The 19,793-nt window shown below is 66.3% G+C and carries 24 protein-coding genes; 16 read left to right on the forward strand and 8 right to left on the reverse strand.

All coding sequences use genetic code 11. The annotated features are described in order from the left end of the window. Positions 1 to 53: 53 nt before the first annotated feature. Positions 54 to 605 (forward strand): carboxymuconolactone decarboxylase family protein, encoded by a 552-nt coding sequence (locus tag ACVMDN_RS14305; RefSeq protein ID WP_057019813.1) that lies wholly within the window; start codon positions 54 to 56, stop codon positions 603 to 605. Between the two features lie 8 nt (positions 606 to 613). Here the strand turns inward: ACVMDN_RS14305 and ACVMDN_RS14310 are convergent, their stop codons facing one another. Then, positions 614 to 1,180, reverse strand: coding sequence for an AAA family ATPase (locus ACVMDN_RS14310; RefSeq protein WP_456835134.1), 567 nt, complete (start codon positions 1,178 to 1,180; stop codon positions 614 to 616). 213 nt (positions 1,181 to 1,393) lie between these two features. Between ACVMDN_RS14310 and ACVMDN_RS14315 the strand changes: the two genes are divergently transcribed. The 3 genes from ACVMDN_RS14315 (at position 1,394) to ACVMDN_RS14325 (ending at position 4,402) form a co-directional block, all read left to right on the forward strand. Beyond that, positions 1,394 to 2,560 carry an ABC transporter substrate-binding protein gene (locus ACVMDN_RS14315; RefSeq protein ID WP_141342059.1) on the forward strand — a complete coding sequence of 389 codons (1,167 nt, stop codon included), beginning with the start codon at positions 1,394 to 1,396 and terminating at the stop codon, positions 2,558 to 2,560. Between the two features lie 132 nt (positions 2,561 to 2,692). Continuing rightward, positions 2,693 to 3,910 carry an MFS transporter gene (locus tag ACVMDN_RS14320; RefSeq protein ID WP_456835133.1) on the forward strand — a complete coding sequence of 406 codons (1,218 nt, stop codon included), beginning with the start codon at positions 2,693 to 2,695 and terminating at the stop codon, positions 3,908 to 3,910. A 15-nt stretch (positions 3,911 to 3,925) separates the two neighbouring features. Beyond that, complete coding sequence (locus tag ACVMDN_RS14325) at positions 3,926 to 4,402, forward strand: hypothetical protein (RefSeq protein WP_253639926.1); 477 nt, start codon at positions 3,926 to 3,928, stop codon at positions 4,400 to 4,402. Positions 4,403 to 4,414: 12 nt separating this feature from the next. Here ACVMDN_RS14325 and ACVMDN_RS14330 read toward each other — a convergent pair whose 3' ends face one another. Together ACVMDN_RS14330 and ACVMDN_RS14335 are read right to left on the reverse strand one after the other, a co-directional pair. Continuing rightward, the gene (locus ACVMDN_RS14330; protein WP_057019817.1) at positions 4,415 to 5,062 is read right to left on the reverse strand and encodes a Vgb family protein; all 648 of its coding nucleotides are present in this window, start codon (positions 5,060 to 5,062) and stop codon (positions 4,415 to 4,417) included. 133 nt (positions 5,063 to 5,195) lie between these two features. After that, positions 5,196 to 6,416, reverse strand: a complete 1,221-nt coding sequence (locus ACVMDN_RS14335; protein WP_076831834.1) for a helix-turn-helix domain-containing protein — start codon at positions 6,414 to 6,416, stop codon at positions 5,196 to 5,198. Between the two features lie 92 nt (positions 6,417 to 6,508). Between ACVMDN_RS14335 and ACVMDN_RS14340 the strand changes: the two genes are divergently transcribed. Then, positions 6,509 to 6,757, forward strand: coding sequence for a hypothetical protein (locus ACVMDN_RS14340; protein ID WP_246786707.1), 249 nt, complete (start codon positions 6,509 to 6,511; stop codon positions 6,755 to 6,757). A 5-nt stretch (positions 6,758 to 6,762) separates the two neighbouring features. Here ACVMDN_RS14340 and ACVMDN_RS14345 read toward each other — a convergent pair whose 3' ends face one another. Beyond that, positions 6,763 to 7,854: an adenylate/guanylate cyclase domain-containing protein gene (locus ACVMDN_RS14345; protein ID WP_456835132.1), complete on the reverse strand. Its 1,092-nt coding sequence runs from the start codon at positions 7,852 to 7,854 to the stop codon at positions 6,763 to 6,765. A gap of 77 nt (positions 7,855 to 7,931) precedes the next feature. Between ACVMDN_RS14345 and ACVMDN_RS14350 the strand changes: the two genes are divergently transcribed. Continuing rightward, positions 7,932 to 8,390, forward strand: coding sequence for an SRPBCC family protein (locus ACVMDN_RS14350; protein ID WP_057019819.1), 459 nt, complete (start codon positions 7,932 to 7,934; stop codon positions 8,388 to 8,390). Positions 8,391 to 8,397: 7 nt separating this feature from the next. Here ACVMDN_RS14350 and ACVMDN_RS14355 read toward each other — a convergent pair whose 3' ends face one another. Continuing rightward, on the reverse strand, positions 8,398 to 9,039 hold the full coding sequence (locus tag ACVMDN_RS14355) for an HD domain-containing protein (RefSeq protein ID WP_057019820.1): 642 nt from the start codon (positions 9,037 to 9,039) through the stop codon (positions 8,398 to 8,400). 205 nt (positions 9,040 to 9,244) lie between these two features. Here ACVMDN_RS14355 and ACVMDN_RS14360 point away from each other — a divergent pair, with 205 nt between their 5' ends. After that, positions 9,245 to 10,210, forward strand: a complete 966-nt coding sequence (locus tag ACVMDN_RS14360; RefSeq protein WP_141342284.1) for a GlxA family transcriptional regulator — start codon at positions 9,245 to 9,247, stop codon at positions 10,208 to 10,210. 90 nt (positions 10,211 to 10,300) lie between these two features. Continuing rightward, complete coding sequence (locus ACVMDN_RS14365) at positions 10,301 to 10,867, forward strand: hypothetical protein (RefSeq protein WP_018271230.1); 567 nt, start codon at positions 10,301 to 10,303, stop codon at positions 10,865 to 10,867. Positions 10,868 to 10,888: 21 nt separating this feature from the next. Here ACVMDN_RS14365 and ACVMDN_RS14370 read toward each other — a convergent pair whose 3' ends face one another. Beyond that, the gene (locus tag ACVMDN_RS14370) at positions 10,889 to 11,242 is read right to left on the reverse strand and encodes an MmcQ/YjbR family DNA-binding protein (protein ID WP_057019824.1); all 354 of its coding nucleotides are present in this window, start codon (positions 11,240 to 11,242) and stop codon (positions 10,889 to 10,891) included. 193 nt (positions 11,243 to 11,435) lie between these two features. Between ACVMDN_RS14370 and ACVMDN_RS14375 the strand changes: the two genes are divergently transcribed. The 5 genes from ACVMDN_RS14375 (at position 11,436) to ACVMDN_RS14395 (ending at position 15,377) form a co-directional block, all read left to right on the forward strand. Next, entirely contained in the window at positions 11,436 to 12,068 is a 633-nt protein-coding gene (locus ACVMDN_RS14375; protein ID WP_246786708.1) for a PadR family transcriptional regulator, read from the forward strand. Positions 12,069 to 12,091: 23 nt separating this feature from the next. Beyond that, a complete protein-coding gene (locus ACVMDN_RS14380; RefSeq protein ID WP_141342285.1) occupies positions 12,092 to 12,736 on the forward strand; it encodes an O-methyltransferase in 645 nt (214 codons plus the stop codon). A 108-nt stretch (positions 12,737 to 12,844) separates the two neighbouring features. After that, positions 12,845 to 13,540 carry a GNAT family N-acetyltransferase gene (locus tag ACVMDN_RS14385; RefSeq protein WP_253639925.1) on the forward strand — a complete coding sequence of 232 codons (696 nt, stop codon included), beginning with the start codon at positions 12,845 to 12,847 and terminating at the stop codon, positions 13,538 to 13,540. Between the two features lie 100 nt (positions 13,541 to 13,640). Continuing rightward, positions 13,641 to 14,516: a glyoxalase III HchA gene (gene hchA, locus ACVMDN_RS14390; protein ID WP_456835131.1), complete on the forward strand. Its 876-nt coding sequence runs from the start codon at positions 13,641 to 13,643 to the stop codon at positions 14,514 to 14,516. 156 nt (positions 14,517 to 14,672) lie between these two features. Beyond that, positions 14,673 to 15,377: a PA1136 family autoinducer-binding transcriptional regulator gene (locus ACVMDN_RS14395; protein WP_456835130.1), complete on the forward strand. Its 705-nt coding sequence runs from the start codon at positions 14,673 to 14,675 to the stop codon at positions 15,375 to 15,377. A gap of 47 nt (positions 15,378 to 15,424) precedes the next feature. Here ACVMDN_RS14395 and ACVMDN_RS14400 read toward each other — a convergent pair whose 3' ends face one another. Then, positions 15,425 to 16,366: a LysR family transcriptional regulator gene (locus tag ACVMDN_RS14400; protein WP_456835129.1), complete on the reverse strand. Its 942-nt coding sequence runs from the start codon at positions 16,364 to 16,366 to the stop codon at positions 15,425 to 15,427. A gap of 97 nt (positions 16,367 to 16,463) precedes the next feature. Between ACVMDN_RS14400 and ACVMDN_RS14405 the strand changes: the two genes are divergently transcribed. Both ACVMDN_RS14405 and ACVMDN_RS14410 read left to right on the forward strand, forming a co-directional pair. Continuing rightward, positions 16,464 to 17,687: an MFS transporter gene (locus ACVMDN_RS14405; protein WP_456835128.1), complete on the forward strand. Its 1,224-nt coding sequence runs from the start codon at positions 16,464 to 16,466 to the stop codon at positions 17,685 to 17,687. A gap of 62 nt (positions 17,688 to 17,749) precedes the next feature. Then, the gene (locus tag ACVMDN_RS14410; RefSeq protein ID WP_456835127.1) at positions 17,750 to 18,094 is read left to right on the forward strand and encodes a Lin0512 family protein; all 345 of its coding nucleotides are present in this window, start codon (positions 17,750 to 17,752) and stop codon (positions 18,092 to 18,094) included. Between the two features lie 32 nt (positions 18,095 to 18,126). On the opposite strand, the gene ACVMDN_RS14415 is transcribed toward ACVMDN_RS14410, so the two are convergent. Then, positions 18,127 to 19,008, reverse strand: a complete 882-nt coding sequence (locus ACVMDN_RS14415; RefSeq protein WP_141342291.1) for an SDR family oxidoreductase — start codon at positions 19,006 to 19,008, stop codon at positions 18,127 to 18,129. Positions 19,009 to 19,087: 79 nt separating this feature from the next. On the opposite strand from ACVMDN_RS14415, the gene ACVMDN_RS14420 reads away from it, so the two are divergent. After that, positions 19,088 to 19,792, forward strand: a complete 705-nt coding sequence (locus tag ACVMDN_RS14420) for a glutathione S-transferase family protein (protein WP_456835126.1) — start codon at positions 19,088 to 19,090, stop codon at positions 19,790 to 19,792. Position 19,793 lies beyond the last annotated feature (1 nt).

A 19,793-nucleotide genomic window follows, 5' to 3' on the forward strand; every position in this document is an offset into this window, starting at 1 on the left:
TCAGGCGAAGCGGGGCAGGCTGCATTGGTTCAATTTCCGATCCGAGGCAATCCATGTCACGCGTGTCAATCAAGACCAGGAACGACCTGCCGAGCGAGCTCAAGCCGCTGTGGGACAAGATGACCACCTATGGCGCGTTCGAGAACCAGGCCGGCGTCATGGCGCAGCGCCCGCCGATCTTCAAGCACATGTGGTCGCTGCTGGTCGATCTCGCCGACGAGGCGGTGGTCTCGAAGCGGCATCTCGAGCTCGCGCTGGTAACGGTGTCGCTGCTCAACAAGTGCGATTATTGCGTGTCGCACCATGCGCCGAAGCTCGCGATCCAGGGAGTTTCGGAAGCGGGCGCCGAACGGCTGCTCGACTATCAGGATCATCCCGAGCTCGATGCGCTCGACAAGCTTGTGGTCGAATATGCGATCGCCGTAACCAACAACTGGAACAAGACCCGCGACGAGATATTCGCACGGCTGCGCGAACATTTCTCGGAAGCGCAGATCGTCGAGCTGACCTGGCGGATCGCGCTGTGCGGCGCGTTCAATCGCTTCAACGACATCTTGCAGCTCGATGTCGAGCAGGGCGTTCCGCAGCGTGAGGCCGCGGAGTGACGGCCTGATCAGGCCTCAGTCAGGATGCCGCCGCCGAGCGTCGCCAGCACGAAATCGGCGCGCGCGGACGGCGATAGCTTCGGCAGGTGGATCACGTCGTAGCCGAGCGTCGGAAGCGTCTCCATCAGCCGCCGATGCTCCGCCGTGGCTGCTTCGAAGCCGTGCCGCCGCTCCGAATCGGTGAGGTAGATCTCGGGCCATGGCGGCGTCATGAACACACGACCGTGGTAGCGATGGATGGAGCAGGTCGGGTGCAGCACCGGCTCGCCTGTCAACGCCTGCAGCGCCGACGCCGCGTCGACGAGGCCGCGATCGAAGAACACCCATCCGGAATGGGCTTTGGCCATCTCCATATCTTTCAGTGCGACGTCAATGGCGCGATGCAGGAATGCTGCCGCATCGACCCACGGCAGCGCCTTGCCGCCGGACGCGAGCTCATGGGCGATGATACGGCGACCGGGCTCCTCGACGACCGGATAGCCGCGCGCACGCAGATCGGCCAGCAGCGTCGATTTTCCGGCGCCGGAGCAGCCGGAGATCAGGACGAAGCGGTTTTGCAAAGGGGGTCCTTTCATCGATCATGACAAGGCGTGGGCCGGCACTCCGCGGATGCGGGTTGCCGGATAGGCCAGGAATTTTGGGGAAGAAGGCGCGCGGAAATGTCTCGACGCGCGGAGTGAGCATAGCCTCGAATGTGACGCAAATGGGGGGCGCTTGACGAATTCTTCAGTGCCACGCCGATAACCTCGATCAAGCATGGTTGTATCAAGCTTGAAGGGACGACGTATATGGCATCACGCTCGATCATCTGCACGACGCTCGCGCTTCTGCTCTGCGGTGCGCTGCTTCAGCCTTCGCGCGCCGCTGAACCCGGCGAACCGATCCGCGTCGGCGCGGTGCTGCCGTTTTCCGGCGGTGTCGAGCTCTACGGCCAGCAGGCGCGGCTCGGGCTCGATCTCGCCGCCAAGGACATCAACGCGGCCGGCGGCATTCTCGGCCGGCCGGTCGAAATCATATATGCCGACGACAAGACGCGGCCGGAGGCGGCCGCTGACGCCATGCGTTCGCTGGTCGACAAGGACGGCGTGCTGGCGGTGGTCGGTCCGATCACCTCGCGCAACCTGAATGCGCTGGTGCCGATTGCCGAGAGCTCGAAGACGCCGCTGCTGTATGCCACCAATTACGAGGGCGGCAAATGCAGCCGCTATCTGCTTTCGTTCGGCGCGGTGCCGAACCAGGAGCTCGGCCAGCTGCTGCCCTACATGACGCAAACCTTCGGCAACACCTACTTCCTGCTCGGCGCCGACCGGGTCTGGCCGCATCAGATGTTCGGCATCGCGCAGCCCTTGATCGAGAAGCTCGGCGGCAAGGTGGTCGAGACCAAATACACGCTGGGGACGGAGACCGACTTCTCTCCGCTGATCAAGGAGATCGCGGCGAGCAAGGCCAAGGTGCTGCTGTTCGCGCTGAAGGGCGACGGGATGGATTTCATCCGGCAGGCCGACGAGGCTGGGCTGTTGAAGGACATCACCGTCGCTTTTCTTGGATTGTCGGAAGTCGACCTCGGCATCTTCCGCGGCAAGGGGCAGAACATGGTGACCGTGGTGCCGGCGGTCGCGGCGAGCGAGGATCCTGCCGTCAAGGCATTCGTCGCGAAGGCCCGCGCCGCCGCGGAGCCGGGTGTCGCGGTGTCGAACTATGTGATGACGCATTACAACACGCTGATCGCGCTCAAGGCGGCGGCCGAGAAGGCCGGCAAGCTCGACAAGGAGGCGATCATCGACGCGATGGCGGGTCTCACCGTTCCGTCGCCGACCGGCCCTGTCACGCTCGGCCAGGATCATCACGCGGCGATGAACATGTTCATTGCCAAGACACAAGGTTCTGAGCTTGTGCAGATCCGCGCGCTCGGTGAGATCGCGCCGGAGCCGGGGTGCAGTCTGGCTGGCCGCTGACCAGCTGGAATATCTCGGTAGCCGCGCCAGACGCCATGCTCGCAAAAAAGTGAGCTGGCGGGCACGCCGGCTGTCGGTTCCGCTCCGGTCCGTTCGTCTTGCAGCCAGAACGAACTGCATGGGAGTTCCGGAATGAGCAATTCGACCTACCGCTGGGTGATCGTCGCGGCCGGCGGCCTGCTCGGCTGCGTCGCGATCGGCGGCATGTTTTCGCTGCCGGTGTTCCTCCAGCCCATGGCGCGCGAGACCGGCTGGTCGGTGACCGGCATTTCCAGCGCGATGACGATCGGCTTTCTCGCGATGGCCTTCACCAGCATGATCTGGGGCACGCTGTCCGACCGCTTCGGGCCGCTTCCGGTGGTGCTGACCGGATCGGTCGTGCTGGCGGCAAGCCTCGCGCTGGCCAGCCAGACAACATCGCTGCTGGCCTTTCAGTTCGTGTTCGGCGCGGTGGTCGGCGCGGCAACGGCGGCGATCTTCGCGCCGATGATGGCCTGCGTCACCGGCTGGTTCGACACCCATCGAAGCCTCGCCGTTTCGCTGGTGTCGGCCGGCATGGGCATGGCGCCGATGACGATGTCGCCGCTTGCGGCCTGGCTGATCTCCCACCACGACTGGCGCACCGCGATGCTGATCGTCTCGGGCGTGGTCGGCGCGATCATGATCCCGGTCTCATTCCTGGTGCGCCGCCCGCCGGCGCTGCAGGGCGACCACGCTGAAGCGGTCTCCGAAAACGGCGAACCGCCGATGTCGCTGGCGCAGGCGCTGCGCTCGCCGCAATTCATCATCCTGATCGCGACCAATTTCTTCTGCTGCGCGACCCATTCGGGCCCGATCATCCATACCGTGAGTTACGCGGTCACCTGCGGCATTCCGATGGTTGCTGCGGTGACGATCTACAGCGTCGAAGGGCTCGCCGGGATGGGCGGCCGCATCGCCTTCGGCCTGCTCGGCGACCGCTTTGGCGCCAAGCGCGTGCTGGTGCTCGGATTGCTGGCGCAGGCGTTCGGCGCGCTCGGCTACGTCTTCGTGCGCGAGCTCGCCGCATTCTACGCGGTCGCCGCGATCTTCGGCTTCATCTATGCCGGCACCATGCCGCTGTATTCCGTGCTGATCCGCGAGAATTTTCCGCTGCGGATGATGGGTACGGTGATCGGCGGCACCGCGATGGCCGGCAGCCTCGGCATGGCGACCGGACCGCTCGCCGGTGGGCTGATCTACGACACCTTCGCGAGCTACACGTGGCTCTATGTCGGCTCCTGGGCGGTCGGCATCGGCGCGTTCCTGATCATGATGACCTTCCGCCCGATGCCGGCGGCGCGGCCCACGGCGGCGCCTGCGCCGGCATGAGGTTTTAACTCCGTCATGCAGCGCGCCGCTCGGACCGACGCATTGGTCTTGCCGAGCGGCGGGCAAAAGGGGCAACGTTGTGGTGTCATTGCATCGGTCGGGCGTCTACGGCTGAATGCCATGACTGTTGGCACGACGTCAGGCGCACGAGAGCCCACTATGTACCGTGATCTCCAATGGTCCCCGGCCGAGAAGAAGATTGCGCGCAAGGCCTATGATTCGGCGGTGGAGTGCGCACTCGCCAAGGTGATGGTCGAATTCAAGAGCAGGGCCGTTGCGGCAGCGACGCCGTCGGAGATGTGGGAAGTTGGCGAGTATCTGCACCAGCGAAGGAGGGAGCTCGATGAGATGTTCGACTATCGATACTCGCAGCTCCCGCTTGTCTTCGCACGGCTCATCCGAGAACAGCATCTCGACGAGGCGCTGCTCGCGGGTTTGTCGGACGAGAAGCGCCAGGTGATCCGCTCTATTCTTTCACTGGCCGAAAGGTGATCGCAAATCGCTTCACGTGCGGCTGCGCTTCGGTCGCCGGATGGCACGCACCTTGTTGTTGGCGGAGCCGCTTCCGCAGAAGAAGCGGTCGGCGCCGTCGGACTCGAGGCCAGAGACGAACACGCCCTGCGGCATCTCCAGCTTTTCCATGACTTCGCCGGTCTGCGGGTCGATGCGCCGCACGTCGCTTTCATCGCCTTCCCAGGTGCCGTGCCAGAGTTCGCCATCGACCCAGGAGACGCCGGTGACGAACCGGTTGCTTTCGATGGTGCGCAGAACCTTGCCGGTTTCCGGATCGATCTGAACGATGGTGCGGTCGCGATACTGGCCGACCCACAGCGAGCCCTCCGCCCAGGCGAGGCCCGAGTCGCGGCCGCCGCCGGGTGAGGGGATGGTGGATATCACGCGCCCGCTGTTCGGCTCGATCTTCAGAATGCGGTCCTCGGCGATCTGATAGAGGTGCTTGCCGTCGAAGGCGGTGCCGGCATGAGCCGCGATCTCGAGGGTGCGGGTGGTGTTGCCGCTGTCGGGATCGAAGGCGACCAGGCGATCGCCGGCCGCGAACCAGACCTGCTCGCCGTCGAAGCTGACGCCGCCGACGTTCTCGACGCCGTCGAAGGGACCGTATTCCCGGATGATCTCGGCCGTGGCCTTTTTCATGTGCGCTCCTGTCGCCTGGAGCTTCAATTCTGATTGAATCAGAATCGAGGCTCCAGAATCCTGCTTTGACGCGTTTTCTTCACGCGAACCGGTATCCGCTTCGCTCGAAAACGCTTCCGATTGCGCCCCGATGCTAGCCGTTCGGCAGCGGGGCAGGGAGTAACAACGTCGTCGTGAATCCCGGCACCGGCGGCGTCATCCAGCGCCGGGCGCGGGCGCGGCCGACCGATTGCACCTTGCCGGTGGCGGCCAGCGCGTCGAGCGCACGCTGCACGGTGCGCTGGCTCGCCCCTAGTGCGACCGACAGCGCCGAGCTCGACCAGGCCTCGCCGTCGGCGAGAAAAGCCAGCACCGCGGCATGCTCCTCCTCGACCGGCAGCGCCAGCACGGTCACCTCGCGCCGGCCATGCGGCTGGAGCACAAAGCCGTCAGGCGTGGCGCTGAGATCGGCCAGCGGCCGCAGCGCCCGGCGCAGCCGTCCGATCTCGACCCGCAGCCGCGCCCGGTGTGATTCATCGGCGTGCTTGCCGCGAAACGCCCGCGCGATCAGCGTGCCGCGCGACACGTCCTGCGGCCACGCTTCGCCCAGCGCGCGGGCAAGCGCGAACAGCACTGGCCGCCGGGTCAGCGAGACCGTCGTGCCGATATCGCGCACGACGTAGCGGCAGGCATCGACGACGAGCGCCTTCGACGCCATCAGGGCTTCGACCTCCTCGAGCAGGAGGGGCCGCTCGCTACCGCGCGCGATCAGGCGCGCCGCGGGCGTGGCGAGCAGGCGCGCGGTACTCTCGACCTCGGCCGCGAGCTCGGCGATGCCGGCGCGGCGCGCGGCTTCCCTTGCGAGGGCCAACGCTTCGCGTGCCGGCTTGGTCTGCAGCCGCCGCATCGCGATTCCGGCGACGACCAGTTCATGGCCGACCCGCAGCGCCGGCGGGAACGGTGCCGGGTCGAGGCCAGCAAGCATGCGCTCGGCCGCATCGAGGCTCCCGATCAGCATCAGGCGGCGGATTTCGAGATAGCCGGCGTGGGCGGCGTTGAGTGCATCGCCTCGTGCCGCGAGCGTTGCGCGCGCCGCGGCGAGGCTCTTGCCGGGGAAGGAAAGGTCGCGCGACACCAGCGCGATCTCGGCCTCCGCGACCACGCAACGTGCCCGCGCGACCGCTTCGCGCGGGCCGAAGGCGCGGCCTGCGCGCCGCAGCAGCTCCTTGGCGCGGGCGAAATCGCCGAGCCGGGCCATCGCGATGCCGCGCAGCGCCAGCGCCGGCGCATCGTCGCGCAGGGCCACCCGTTTCAGTGCGCCGAGGGGATCACCCGCCGCGAGCGCGCGCGCCGCAGCTATGATCAACGAATCCATTCGAATCCCGACACACTTGTCACTCTCACCCTCCGAGGCCCGGTCCTAACCTAGCACATGACGACATGGATCATCTCCAGAGAGATCGAACGATGACCGGTTTCGAAACACGAGAAGATTGGGTGAGGGGGCGGCTCAGCGGACGCGGGCCCATCGTGGCGCGCTTTCTGTCGCTGGCGGCGGCACCGACTTTCGCGGTGATGGCGCTGGTTGCCGCGATGGCGCCGGCCGACATGATCTGCGGCGCCATGCAGGGCCCGCTGTCATTGCAGGGGATGGTCCCGATGTACGTGCTGATGAGCGCGTTCCATCTGTCGCCCTGGCTGCGGCTGTTCCGATGACCGGCTCATCCCTCCGCCAGAGTGAAGACCGCGCAGGGCCGCGCGATGCCGCGCAGCTCATGGGTGCCGAGCGCGACCAGCGGCGTCTCGGTCTCGGCGGCAACGGCGTCCGAGACCAGCACGGTCTGCTCGAGCGGCTTGCAGAGCCCTTCGAGCCGGCTCACCAGATTGACCGCGGCGCCGATCGCGGTGAAGTCGAGGCGGTCGGCGGCGCCGATATTGCCCCAGTGCACCTCGCCGAGATGCAGCGCCGCGCCGAATGGCAACGGCGGCAAGCCCTGCTTGCGTCGCTCTGCATCGAGATGGGCCATACCGACGCGCGCCGCCGACACCGCGCGCAATGCCGCCTCGGATGCGCTGCGCGCGCTGGTCGTGACCGGAAAGATTGCAAGCAGGCCGTCGCCGATGAATTTCAACACCTCGCCGCCGAAGGCGTGGATGGCGCCCGCGATGCGGTCGAACCAGGCATCGAGCGCCGCGATCACCTCGGCAGGCGGATGGCTTTCCGACAGCGCGGTGAAGCCGCGGAGGTCGGCAAACAGCAGTGCTGCCCGGATGGTTTCGCCGGTATTGCGCCGCAATGGCGATGCCAGAACGCGCGCGGCGCTGCGCCGGCCGAGATACGCCTCCAGCGCCGCCGTCAGTGTCGCGCGCGCCGCGAGCGCGGCGAGCGGCGCGGCCATGAACCGCGCCGCCTCGCGCAATTGATCCGCCTCGGCAGGCGTGAAGGCGCGTGTCCCGATCCAACCAAGGGTCGGGCCGTCCGGCCGCGTTCCAATCGTGCCCTCGTGGATCGGGCCGGGCGCGAGAGTTCCGAGCCAGCGCCGGCCGGCGTCGCCGGATCCCACCATATCGGGCATCGCAAAAGGTTGTTCCGGCGCGAATCCGAGCGCTTCGATGACCTCGCCATTGTCGGCACGCCACAGCCAGGTTCGTCTTGCAATCAGGGGGTGCGGAACCTCGAGCGTCAGAGCGCCGCCGGCAAGCGGCAGGCCATCCGTGATAAGGTGGCTACCGAGGTCCGCCAACAACCGGTTGGCGCCCGCGGTCTCGGCGGCGGCGTCGACCAGCCAGCTCAACGTCGAGGACAATTGCATCACACCATCATGGGGTTGACGCACCACCCTTGTCACGAATTATCCCTGAGCGCCGACTGTCAATGGAGCATGGATCTATGACTGAAGCCTTCATCGTTCAACGCGAGATCCAGATCGCAGCCCCGGCTGCAACCGTGTTCGCCTTCCTGACCGATCCGCAAAAGATCGTAAGCTGGATGGGGCTGGAAGCCGCGACCGAGACGCATCCCGGGGGCCTCTACTTCCTCAAGGGGCTCGGCAGCGATCGCAGCCGCGCCGCGCGCGGAGCGTTCCGCGAGGTCGTGCCGGTGCATCGTCTCGCCTACAGCTTCGGCTGGGAGGGCAGCGAGGAAGTGCCGCCGGGATCGAGCCTGATCGAGATCGACCTGATGGAGCAGGACAACGGCACGCTGCTCCGCATGACCCATAGCGGCCTGCCGAACGCCGCGCAGTGCGAGAGCCACGACAAGGGTTGGGCGCATTACATGGGCCGGCTCTCCCACGCGGCCGCCGGTCGGGATCCCGGCCCCGACCACGGTCCTGCCAACCGCCATTGACGTCGCGTCATGTCGGCCATTTCGAGCCGAGGATGATCGAGCAGAAGTTCGTCCTGGTATAGTTCATGTCCTTCAGCGCCAGCACGTCGGCCTTGACGTTGCCGAAGGTCGTCAACGGCTTCCTGATGGTGCCGGCGGCGAAATGATCGATGATGTTCTCCTTGAAATTCGCCTCGCGCGGATGGTGCGCGCAGACATGGTCGCGGTGCTCGTGCGAGAAATCGTCGTAGGCGATGCCGAGCACGTCCATCTCGACGCCGGCGGTGACCAGCGCAATGGTCGGACGCATATGCTCGGGGACGCCAGGCGTGGTGTGCAGGGCGATTGAGGTCCAGACATCCTCGATGTCGCGCTCCGGAACGCCATAGCCCTTGAGGAAGTCGCGTGCAGCGTTGGCGCCGTCGACCTCGAAGCGCAGATCGGGGCTAGCGTGAGCAGCGGTGAGGCCCATGTCGTGGAACATGGCGCCGATATAGAGCAGTTCGGGATCGAATTTCAGCTTGCGGCGGTTGCCGGTCAGCGCGCCCCAGAAGAACACGCGGCGGCTGTGATTGTAGAGCAGGGCGTCCTCGGTATCCCATACCAGCTGGGTGGCGGCGCGGGCCATCGCGCTGTCGGGTACGCGGATGCCGGCGATGATCTCGGTCATTTCAAGACGCTCCTCGATGTGGCAAGACGATGCCGTGGCGTGCGAACACGCGAGCCCGGCGCTTGTCTCTGCGGTGTGTGCGGATCGCCGGATGGCGCGATCCGTGGGGTGCTTGTCGCCCGTTTTGGCCCGATCCCGCAACGATCGCGCGCCGCCGGATCGGGCCAACCAGACGTCGTTTCGCGCCAGCGGGCAGGGAGAAGGCATGGCGGTTCAGAGGGTCGCGATCGCGATTCACGAAGGGGTTCAGGCGCTCGATGTCGCGGGTCCCGTCGACGTGTTCGCGGAGACGAACGGCTTTGTGCCAGCGGGCGATGGCTATGAGACCGTGCTGGTCGGTGCCGACTGCGAACCGCTCCGCGCGTCGAACGGCATGAAGATATCGGCCGATCTCAGCTTCGCCGAGGCACAAGAGAGGTTCGATATCCTGCTGGTGGCGGGCGGGCCGGCATTGCCCGATGCCGCGCCGGATCCCGAACTGACACAGTGGCTGCGTGGGGCGCCCGCGCGCGCCGAGCTCTATGGTTCGATTTGCACCGGCGCCTTCGCGCTCGGCCATGCCGGGCTGCTCGACGGCCACAAGGTGACGACGCATTGGCAGAACGCGCAGCGGCTGGCGGCGCGCTTTCCCGCGGCCGAGGTGATCTTCGACCGCATCTACATTCGCGACGGACATCTGATGACCTCGGCTGGCGTGACCGCGGGGATCGATCTCGGGCTCGCGCTGGTCGCCGAGCGGCACGGGCCGCAGGTTGCGGTCGCGGTGGCCAAGCGCCTGGTCGTGGTGGCGCAGCGCCAGGGCGGGCAGTCGCAATTCAGTCCCTATCTCACCGCGCCGGTCGATGAGGATTCGCCGATTGCGCGCGCGCAGGCGCATGTCATGCAGCATGTCGGCGAGCGCCACACGCTGCAGTCGCTGGCGGAAGCCGTCGGCATGAGCGTGCGCAATTTCGGCCGCGCCTTTGCGCAGGAGACCGGAATCACGCCGCACGAATTCGTCGAGCGGGCGCGGGTCGACGCCGCGCGCCGGCTGCTCGAGGGCTCAGACCGGCCGCTGAAGGCGGTTGCATTCGACTGCGGCTTCGGTTCGGCCGACCGGATGCGGATCGTGTTTACCGAGCGGCTCGGCGTGTCGCCGGCGCAGTACCGCGCGAGTTTTCGCAAACTGTGATGCGGTTCATCAACCGGAGGCTGTATCGGGGATAGGATCGACGTCGCCGACGCCGGATCCTGCCACACATCTTCTCCCGAGAGGCCGCCCATGGACGCGCTCACGCTCTTCATCATCCGTCATGCCGAGAAGCCGGGCGATTCCTGGCCGGGACCCGGTTTCACCGCGGATGGCGTCTCAGACACCGAGTCGCTTGTGCTCCGTGGGTGGGAGCGTGCGGGCGCGTGGACCGCGTTGTTCGGCACCGATCTCACCGGCGGTGACTATGCCAAGCCCGATGCAATCTATGCCGCGACACCGGGCACCACGGCCAATCAGCCGCCGTCGAGCCGTCCGGCCGAGACGATCTCGGCGCTTGCCGCACGGCGCGGCCTGACCCCGAACGAAAGCTTTGGCAAGGGCGATGAGCCGAGGCTGGTGCCTGCGGTGCTGGCGCTGAAGGGCGTCGTGCTGCTGTGCTGGGAGCACAAGGCGATCATCTCCGATATCCTTCCGCTGATCCCGGTCAGCAAGGGCACCCCGCCGACCAAATGGGAGGGCAGCCGGTTCGACGTCGTGCTGCGCTTCGACCGCGCCAAGGGCGACGACAAGTTCGCCTTCAAGGAGCTGTTCCCGAAATTGCTGTCGGGCGATTCCGACAAGCCGCTGGGTGGTTGAGCCGCGTCGCGGCTCCGGCGATCAGTCGAGCCCGAGCGCCTTGCGCGACTTCCGCGTGAGCTTTCCGGCGATGAGCGCATGCGCCTGGTCGAGATAGGCCTTGAGCTCAGCGTCGGGCAGGGAGTCGTTCGCCATCAACTGCACCCATTTGGCGCGCGCCAGATACGGCGCCGGCCGCGCCAGGCCCTGCTCGATCAGAAGGTGATAGGCCATGTTCGAGGTCTTGAACATGAAGCCGCCGGTGCTCTCGATGTAGCCGCCGGCCAGCGCGAACATCTTGCCGCCGACCTTGAACACCGACGTGCCTTCCCATTGCACCACCTTGGTGGCGGCGGGCAGGCGCAGGCAATGGGCTTCGAAGGTCTTGGGGCGCATGAGTCGCGGGGCTGGAAGGCGTTCAAAGCCATAGGCCAGCCGCATGAAGGTCGGCAAGCCCCGGACTGAGAGCCCGGCCAGTCCTCGGCCAGCAGTCGTCGCCGTCCATTTCGGAAATTTCACGAAAATGTGGGTTGTTGTCCCTCCATCTGTAGATATATCGTAAGATATGTTTTCAGTAAGGAATGCACAAATGAGACGATCGATGTTTCGCGACCGGGACGATGACGGCTTCCGGTTTGGGTTCTTCGCCATGGGCCGGCATGGCAGGGGCGGTCACCGCTTTGGCCGCGGCGGCCATGGCTTCTTCGGGCGGGGTGGCGGCGGTGATTTTCCGGGATCGCGGCGGCTTTCGTCGCAGGATCTGCAACTGGTCATCCTGGCGCTGCTCGGCGAGCAGCCGGCGCACGGCTACGAGCTGATCAAGAGGATCGAAGAGCGGTCGGACGGCTTCTACAGCCCGAGCCCGGGCGTGATCTATCCGGCGCTGACGTTCCTCGAGGAGATCGGCCATGCCAGCGTCACCCAGGACGCGGCGCGCAAGCTCTACAGCATCACCGAGCAGGGCATGGCGTATCTCGGCGAGAACCGCGCGACCGCGGATACCATTCTCGAGGCGCTGTCGCGGATCGGCCGCCGCATGGAGGAGGTGCGCGAAGCCTTCGCCGGTGTGAGCGATCTCGATGGCGAAGCCTCCGACGAGGTGCACCGCGCCCGTCACGCGCTGAAGAGCGCGCTGCGCCAGAAGCGCGGCTGCGATGCCGCAGAGGCGCGGCGGATCGCAAAGATCCTCGACCGCGCGGCCGCTGAGATCCTGCAGCAATGACGCAGTCGCAAAGGAGCCCCTTCATGTACAACGCCGAACCGCACAGCGCGATCCGCGATGCCCGCGTCACGGCCGTCATCGAGCGCCTGCAGGCCACCCGCCGGGCGCCCGTGCGCGGCAATCCGATGCAGAGCGGCAGCCGCGACCCGCACGACTATGCCGAGCAGGGATTCTCGATCCACCCGGAGCAGGGCGAGCTGATCTATCTGTTGTGCCGCGGCTTGCGCGCCCAGCGCGTCGCCGAGTTCGCGACCTCGGTCGGAATGTCGACGCTCTATTTCGCCGCCGCGATGCGCGACAATGGCGGCGGCACCGTGATCGGGTCGGAGATCGTGCCGGCCAAGGTCGCAGCGGCGAAGCGCAATCTTGCGGAGGCCGGCCTTGCCGACTACGCCGACATCCGCGAGGGCGATGCGCGCAAGACGCTGCGCGATCTCGGTGGTCTCGTCGACTTCATCCTGATCGACGGCTGGCCGGGCGACAAGGGGCCGACGCTGGCGCGCCAGGTGATCGAGATCGTCGCGCCGCAGCTTCGGGTCGGCGGCTACGTCATGAACGACAATGCCGAGGCGGATTTCCTGGAGTTCGTGCGCGATCCCGACAATGGCTTCGTGTCGATCACGCTGCCGCTCAAAGGTGGCACCGAGCTCTGCCTGAAGGTGGCGTAGCGGGGTTTCACCTGCTGGCGTGATTGTGAGCCACAACCACAACACGCCATGCTGGATTTTGCCTGCGCTTCTTGCTCTGTTCGAGGAAAATCAGGAGCGAAGCGCCGCATGTCCGAAGTCCCGCCCAATCATCCGCTCGATCGCCCAATCTGGAGCGCGCTGACCACGAGACAACGCGAGCTGGCGGAAGGCGGCACCGATGCGCGGCGCTTTCCGCTCGCGATCGCACCCTTCGCCGACATGGTCGACATGTCGCCAAGGAGCTTTGCCGCGCTCGGTGCACTGCTGTCGGGACCTGACATCGCGGTGCTGTTCACGCCCGATCCTGTCCCGGTGCCGCCGCAGTTCAAGGTGCTGCTGGCCGAGACCGGCGAGCAGATGATCGGCGTGCCCGCGGACCATTCTGTGCCCGGCGTCGAGATCGTCACGCTCGGCGCTGCCGACGTTCCTGCGATGATGGCGTTGACGGAGCTGACAAAGCCCGGCCCGTTCAGTGTGCGGACGCATGAGCTCGGCAGCTTTCTCGGCATCCGCATCAATGGCGAACTGGTCGCGATGACCGGCGAACGGATGAAGCCGGGGAACTACACCGAGATAACCGCCGTCTGCGTGCATCCGGAGCATCGCGGCCATGGCTACGCGCAGGCGCTGCTGTCGGCGGTCGCCCGCCAGATCGTGGCGCGCGGCGAAATTCCATTCCTGCACGTCTTCACCAGCAACGTCTCGGCGATCGCGCTCTATCGCCGTCAAGGCATGGAGATTCGCCGCCGCCTGCACATCACGGTGTTGCAGAAGCAGGGGTAGGGATGCGCGGCAAAGTGGGTTGAGGGAAATCCCTCATTCCTCATCGCGGATCTCGTGCTTACCTTTGCCGGATCGCAACACGATGAGAGAGGATATCTCGATGTCCGAGCAATCCCAGGACAAGCGTCCCGTAGCCGATCCGGCGGAGAACAATGCTTACTCTCCGTCGCCTTACTCGCTTGGGCAATTCACCTCGGCCAAGTCGGATCTCTCCGGCGCAGACTATCCCAACGCCTACAGGGGCGGCCGCTGGAAAATTCTGATGATCGCCGCGGACGAGCGCTATCTGCTGTTGCAGAACGGCACGATGTTCTCGACCGGCAACCATCCCGTCGAGACCTTGTTGCCGATGTATCATCTCGACAAGGCGGGCTTCGAATTCGATATCGCGACCGTGTCGGGCAATCCGGTCAAATTCGAGCTCTGGGCGTTTCCGAAGGAGGATGACGCGGTCAAGAGCATCTACCAGAAATATCTCGCCAGGCTGAAGCAGCCGCTGAAGCTCTCCGACGTGATCGAAAACAAGCTCGGCAAGGATTCCGACTATATCGCGGTGTTCATCCCGGGCGGCCATGGTGCGCTGATCGGCTTGCCCGAAAGCACCGACGTGAAGGCCGCCCTGAAATGGGCGCTCGACAACGACAGGCACATCATCTCGCTTTGCCATGGCCCGGCGGCGCTGCTGGCGTCCGCGGTCGGCGAAGCCAAGGGCGACTATCCCTTCAAGGGCTACAAGATCTGCGCATTTCCCGACGCCATCGATCGGACCACGCCCGATATCGGCTACATGCCGGGCGCGCTGACCTGGGCGTTCGGCGAACAGTTGCAGGCGCTCGGGGTTGAGATCCTGAACAAGGACATCACCGGCAAGACCCATCAGGATCGCAAGCTGATCACCGGTGACAGCCCCTTCGCCGCCAATAATGTCGGCAAGGCAGCCGCAAGGGCTCTGCTCGATACGCTCGGCGGGCACTGAGCGGGCGGCGGCTCAACCTGCGGGCGGGGTGAACCGCGCCCCGCCGCCGGTGGCGGGCCAATGTCGCGCGCCTTGCAGGCCGACCTCGCTTGAGGGAAAATCCTCAACGCGCTCGGCCGCGCGCGACCGGCCTTCCGCACGACACGATGGCACCGCATGGACCGCTACATCGAAGCCGTGGTTGCGATCGAGGGCAGCGAGAGCTTGCCCGCGATCCAGGCGGCGGTGCGGTCCGCGAGCGTGCCGCTCGGCTACGACCGGTTCGTGATGTTCTCGGCGTCGCCGGCACGTGAGGACCTGGTTGACCGGATCTACTGGGTCGAAGGCGACTGGTTCGGCAAAGGCGTGACCGTCGATGCCGAAACCTATGTCCGGCATTGTCCGGTGACGCGCAATTTCCTCAATGTGGACCAGGCGTTTTTCTGGACCAAGGTGATGTCGGCGCGCGGCGAGAAGTATCGCGTGGTGCGCACGCCGCGCGGGCCCGGTTTCCATGGGCTGCAGGTTCCGGTGTTCGGGCGCACCGGCCTCGAAGGCGCGATGAGCTTCGCCGGAACGCGGATCGATGCGTCGCCGCGGACGCGTGCGGCGCTGACGATGGTCGGCGCGGCAGCCTTCCGCGCCGCCCGCGGGCTGATGGAAGCGCACGAGCCGAACGGTGCGTCGAGCCTGTCGCCGCGCGAGCGCGAGGTGTTGCGCTGGATTTCGGCGGGACGACGCCAGGCCGACATCGCGGCATCGCTCGGCCTGTCCGAACGCACGGTCGAGAACCATTTGCGGCGTGCGCGGCTTCGGCTCGGCGTCGCCACGACCGCGCAGGCCATCCGGCTTGCGATCCGCAGCGGCGAGATCGAGGACTGAGGCGCTTGCGGTCGGCCGCCACAGGGCCGGCGAGCGATAGCTGCGGCTCAGTGTTTCTTCGCCGTCTTCGCCCTGATCTTCGGCGCATGCGTGCCCGCAGCGATCCGCGTCAATGCATCGGCAAATGCACGTGCCGCAGGTCCCAGCGGTTCATCGAGCCGGTGGGCGAGATAGGCCTCCATCGCGAGCGCGGCGTTGCGGCCGAGCGCGCCGGTTTCGACCCGCACCAGGCGGCGCTCCTTCAGGTCGCGTGCCACCTGCCAGAGCGGCAGCCGGCCCCAGCCGAGCCCGGCCAGGATCATGGCGTGCTTGGTGTCCTGATTGCTCACCCGGCAGATCTGCGGCGAGAGCACGCCGAAGCTGCGGCCCTCCGACAGCGGGGTCGGATCCGACAGCACGATCTGCAGATGATCGGCGAGATCCGCCACGCTCTTGCGGCCGCGGCGCGCGAGCGGATGGCCGGCGGAGGCGACGGCGACGATCTGCACCGCGCAGATCGCATCGAGCGCAAGACGCGGATCGCGAAAATCCTCGCCGACCGTGACCGCGAGCGCGCTGCGCCGTTCGGTCAAGCCAGCGATCGGACCGCCCATCGGTTCGACCGCGAGCCGCACGCTGACGGACGGATAGGCCGCCCGCATTTCCGTCAGCGCCGCGCCGACGGCGGCGATCGGAAACAGCGTATCGACCACCAGCGACAGTTCCGATTCCACGCCATCGCCCAGGCCGCGTGCCCGCGCCCGCATCGCGTCGACACGGAGCAGCAGGTCGCGCGCGTTGCCCAGCAGTGCCTTGCCCTCGGCCGTCAGCGCCGGGCGATGGCTGGAGCGGTCGAACAGCGTCAGGCCGAGTTCGGCCTCGAGGTTGGCGATGGCATGGCTGACCGCGGATTGCACCCGCGCCAGTTTGGCCGCGGCGGCGCGGAAGCTGCCGCGCTCGGCGATGGCGACAAAGGTGCGGATCTGATCGAGCGTGAGGTTGTCGAGCATGATCTATGAAATCGATCAATCGGATGCAAAACATATCACTCCTGTCGATGGTCGGGAAACGCTATCTCTGTGCTCTGACCCAGGGCGGAGTGGACGCATGACGATCGAGACGGCCGTGATGCAGCAGAGCGAGGCGAAGCGATGGGCCACGGTCGCCATCGTGATCGGTTGCGGGATCGGCGCGGCGCTGCAGGTCGGCAAGGTTCCGATTGCCGCCTCGATGCTGCAACAGAGCCTCGGCATCGACCTTGCCGCGGTCGGAACGATCGCCGGCATCTTTGCGGTCCTCGGGCTTGTCGGCAGCGTTCCGGCGGGCGTGGTGATTGCCGCGGTTGGTGCTCGCAAGGTGCTGCTGTGCGGGCTCGCGGCCATCACGCTGGGGGCAGCCTCGGGCGCGCTCGCGCCACAGCTAGCGGTGCTGTTGGCGTCGCGCCTGCTGGAAGGGCTCGGCTTCCTGCTGGTGATGGTCGCGGCTCCTGCATTGCTGGATCGTGTCGTCGATGTCAGCGCGCGCGACGTCACCATGGCGGTGTGGAGCTGCGTGATGCCGTTCGGGATCGCGCTGGCGCTGGTCGCCGGCCCGATCTTCGATGGCTGGCGCACGATCTGGTGGGCCAGTGCTGCCTTTGTCGCCCTGCTGTTCGTACTCGCCGGCGTCATTGTGCCTGAAGTGGCATCGCGGACCGGCCCGGCGCGGAGCGGCCTGATGCAGGAAGCCACCGCGCTGGCGCGGCGCCGCACCCCGGCGCTTCTGATGGTGCTGTTTGCGCTCTACAGCCTGATGTTCTTTGCGTTGTTCAGCTTCCTGCCGATTCTGCTGACCGAGCGGCTCGGCGTGTCCAGCCAAGGCGCCGGCGGGCTCAGTGCGTTGGCCGCGGCCGGCAACATCGTCGGCAATCTCGCCGCCGGTCATCTGCTTGCGCGCGGCGTCAGCCGCAACTTGCTGATTGCCGTGGCGGCATTCGTGATGGGCGCGTCCGCGCTTGGAATCTTCCTGCCGGTGCTCGGCGGCTGGGGCGCATTCTGGCTGTGCCTTTTGTTCTCCGCGATCGGCGGCCTGATCCCGGCGACGTTGCTTGCAACCGCACCCGCGGCGGCGCGTTCGGCGGCGATGGTGCCTGTCATGATGGGCCTGTTGATGACGGGCAGCAATTTCGGCCAGGTCACCGGTCCAATCGCGGTCGGCGCCGTGGTCTCGGCATGGGGCTGGGCCGCGGCCTGCATCATGGTGGTGGCTGCGGCGATCCTTGCCGGTATTGCGGCATGGATGCTGGCGCGCGGCGATCACAAGCGCGTAAGCGAGGCGAGGGACCCGGCTTGACGCCGCGCACGCAGGGGCCGAAGGAGTGAAGGTCTCTCACGCCAACGACAACAGGAACCTTCATGACACGCGTGCGCTGTATCACCGAAATGGGCATGGGCGTCGACGTCCACGGCCGCGACGCCACCAAGGCCGCCAAGCGGGCCGTCTCGGATGCCATCCGTCATTCCAGCCTCGGCTTCTTCCGCATGCTCGGCAAGACCGCCAACGACATGTTCGTCGACGTCACGATCGCCGTGCCGAATCCCGAAGATGTCGATATCGAAGCGGTCGCGAAGAAATTGCCCTATGGCACCAAGACCGTGAAGGCGATCGCGGGCGGGCTCGAGATTCCGTCCGATCTCGGCAACGACCCGATCCTGATCGCGAACGCCGCCGTCATCGTCAGCTTCGACGACGGCAAGTGAGGGAAGCGCGTCGGGCGACCGCCATGCGGGCGTTATTCGCCGCCTCTGAAATAGTCGGGCTTGCCGGTCGTCCAGGTCTCGCCCCAATGCTGGCCGCCGCCGTCGACGGTCAGCGTCTCGCCGGTGATGAACTTGCCGGAGGGCGCGGCGAGGTAGACGGCGGCCTCCGCAATGTCCCAGGGGGTGCCCGGGCGCATCATCGGATTGGAGCGCGGATAGGCGGCGCGCGCCGCTTCGCTGTAAACGTTCCAGCCCTCGGTCTCGATCGCGCCGGGCGCGATGCAGTTGATGCGGATGTTCAGCGGCGCCCATTCGACCGCGAGCGCGCGCGACAGGCCGATCACACCGGAGCGTGCCGCGATCGAATGCGCAATGCCGTAGAGGCCGTGCGTCGTAACCACGACGATGTTGACGATGCTGCCGGGATGCTTGCGGTCGCGCCAGCGCTGCGCCGCGGCCTGCATCATGTACCAGGTGCCGTTGAGGTTGGTGTTGATGACCGCATTCCAGCCCTTGATCGAGACGTCGATCGCGGGTTGCGGGAACTGGCCGCCGGCGCTGTTGACGAGATGATCGACACGGCCGTGCTCGGTCCACAGCGCCTCGAACATTGCATCGACCGCGTCGGGATCCTTGATGTCGGCGACATGCGCGGACGCCTTGAGCCCGCGATGGACGAGACGATCGACCAGTGCGTCGAGCCTGCCGGCATTGCGGCCTGCGACGACGACATGCGCGCCGAGCCGCGCGAACAGCCATGCGATGGCGCGGCCGATGCCGCCGGCGCCGCCGGACACCACGACCACCCGACCGGCGAGCGCATCGGGGGCGAACACGGTCGGGTGCGTTGCGAGTTCGTCGTCGGAGAGGCCGAGCATTGCGCCTGTCGTTGCGCCCGTCTGTTGATCGTTCATGGCCGGTTGCAGACCTTGCGGCTTTCACTGAGCTCCGTACATTAGCCGTCCAACAACAACCCTGCAAAAGAATGTCGACATGACCGACTTGTCTGCCTTTGCCATCACAAAACGCTGGCCCGCCCAGCATCCGGACCGCCTCCAGCTCTATTCGCTGCCGACGCCGAACGGCGTGAAGGTCTCGATCATGCTCGAGGAGATCGGGCTGCCCTACGAGGTCCATCTCGTCGACTTCAACAAGGATGACCAGAAGGCGCCGGAGTTCCTGTCGCTGAACCCGAACGGCAAGATTCCGGCGATCCTCGATCCCAACGGCCCCGGCGGCAAGCCGCTGCCATTGTTCGAATCCGGCGCTATCCTGCAATATCTCGCCGACAAGACCGGCAAGCTGCTGCCGGTGGACGTCGCGCGCCGCTATCAGGCGATCCAGTGGGTACATTTCCAGATGGGCGGCATCGGACCGATGTTCGGCCAGGTCGGGTTCTTCCACAAATTCGCCGGCAAGGATTACGAGGACAAGCGGCCGCTGCAGCGCTACGTCGCCGAGTCGAAGCGCCTGCTCCGCGTGATGGAGACGCATCTCGCCGGACGGCAGTGGTTCATGGACGATGAATACAGCATCGCCGACATCTCGATGCTCGGCTGGGTGCGCAATCTGATCGGCTTCTACGGTGCGCGCGAGCTCGTCGAATTCGACCAGTTCACGCAGGTCGCGGCCTGGCTGGAGCGCGGTCTCAAGCGGCCGGCGGTGGAGCGCGGATTGAACATTCCGAAGCGTCCCTAGG

The organism is Bradyrhizobium sp. USDA 4510 (assembly GCF_054059095.1).

Coding starts and splice junctions, on each gene's coding strand:
- ACVMDN_RS14385 (WP_253639925.1), top strand. CDS start 12,845: ATGTCCGAAGTCCCGCCCAATCATCCGCTCGATCGCCCAATCTGGAGC.
- ACVMDN_RS14400 (WP_456835129.1), bottom strand. CDS start 16,366: ATGCTCGACAACCTCACGCTCGATCAGATCCGCACCTTTGTCGCCATC.
- ACVMDN_RS14370 (WP_057019824.1), bottom strand. CDS start 11,242: ATGCGCCCCAAGACCTTCGAAGCCCATTGCCTGCGCCTGCCCGCCGCC.
- ACVMDN_RS14340 (WP_246786707.1), top strand. CDS start 6,509: ATGACCGGTTTCGAAACACGAGAAGATTGGGTGAGGGGGCGGCTCAGC.
- ACVMDN_RS14405 (WP_456835128.1), top strand. CDS start 16,464: ATGACGATCGAGACGGCCGTGATGCAGCAGAGCGAGGCGAAGCGATGG.
- ACVMDN_RS14350 (WP_057019819.1), top strand. CDS start 7,932: ATGACTGAAGCCTTCATCGTTCAACGCGAGATCCAGATCGCAGCCCCG.
- ACVMDN_RS14315 (WP_141342059.1), top strand. CDS start 1,394: ATGGCATCACGCTCGATCATCTGCACGACGCTCGCGCTTCTGCTCTGC.
- ACVMDN_RS14305 (WP_057019813.1), top strand. CDS start 54: ATGTCACGCGTGTCAATCAAGACCAGGAACGACCTGCCGAGCGAGCTC.
- ACVMDN_RS14335 (WP_076831834.1), bottom strand. CDS start 6,416: ATGGATTCGTTGATCATAGCTGCGGCGCGCGCGCTCGCGGCGGGTGAT.
- ACVMDN_RS14395 (WP_456835130.1), top strand. CDS start 14,673: ATGGACCGCTACATCGAAGCCGTGGTTGCGATCGAGGGCAGCGAGAGC.
- ACVMDN_RS14420 (WP_456835126.1), top strand. CDS start 19,088: ATGACCGACTTGTCTGCCTTTGCCATCACAAAACGCTGGCCCGCCCAG.
- ACVMDN_RS14415 (WP_141342291.1), bottom strand. CDS start 19,008: ATGAACGATCAACAGACGGGCGCAACGACAGGCGCAATGCTCGGCCTC.
- ACVMDN_RS14410 (WP_456835127.1), top strand. CDS start 17,750: ATGACACGCGTGCGCTGTATCACCGAAATGGGCATGGGCGTCGACGTC.
- ACVMDN_RS14320 (WP_456835133.1), top strand. CDS start 2,693: ATGAGCAATTCGACCTACCGCTGGGTGATCGTCGCGGCCGGCGGCCTG.
- ACVMDN_RS14375 (WP_246786708.1), top strand. CDS start 11,436: ATGAGACGATCGATGTTTCGCGACCGGGACGATGACGGCTTCCGGTTT.
- ACVMDN_RS14310 (WP_456835134.1), bottom strand. CDS start 1,180: ATGAAAGGACCCCCTTTGCAAAACCGCTTCGTCCTGATCTCCGGCTGC.
- ACVMDN_RS14325 (WP_253639926.1), top strand. CDS start 3,926: ATGCAGCGCGCCGCTCGGACCGACGCATTGGTCTTGCCGAGCGGCGGG.
- ACVMDN_RS14360 (WP_141342284.1), top strand. CDS start 9,245: ATGGCGGTTCAGAGGGTCGCGATCGCGATTCACGAAGGGGTTCAGGCG.
- ACVMDN_RS14365 (WP_018271230.1), top strand. CDS start 10,301: ATGGACGCGCTCACGCTCTTCATCATCCGTCATGCCGAGAAGCCGGGC.
- ACVMDN_RS14345 (WP_456835132.1), bottom strand. CDS start 7,854: ATGCAATTGTCCTCGACGTTGAGCTGGCTGGTCGACGCCGCCGCCGAG.
- hchA (WP_456835131.1), top strand. CDS start 13,641: ATGTCCGAGCAATCCCAGGACAAGCGTCCCGTAGCCGATCCGGCGGAG.
- ACVMDN_RS14330 (WP_057019817.1), bottom strand. CDS start 5,062: ATGAAAAAGGCCACGGCCGAGATCATCCGGGAATACGGTCCCTTCGAC.
- ACVMDN_RS14380 (WP_141342285.1), top strand. CDS start 12,092: ATGTACAACGCCGAACCGCACAGCGCGATCCGCGATGCCCGCGTCACG.
- ACVMDN_RS14355 (WP_057019820.1), bottom strand. CDS start 9,039: ATGACCGAGATCATCGCCGGCATCCGCGTACCCGACAGCGCGATGGCC.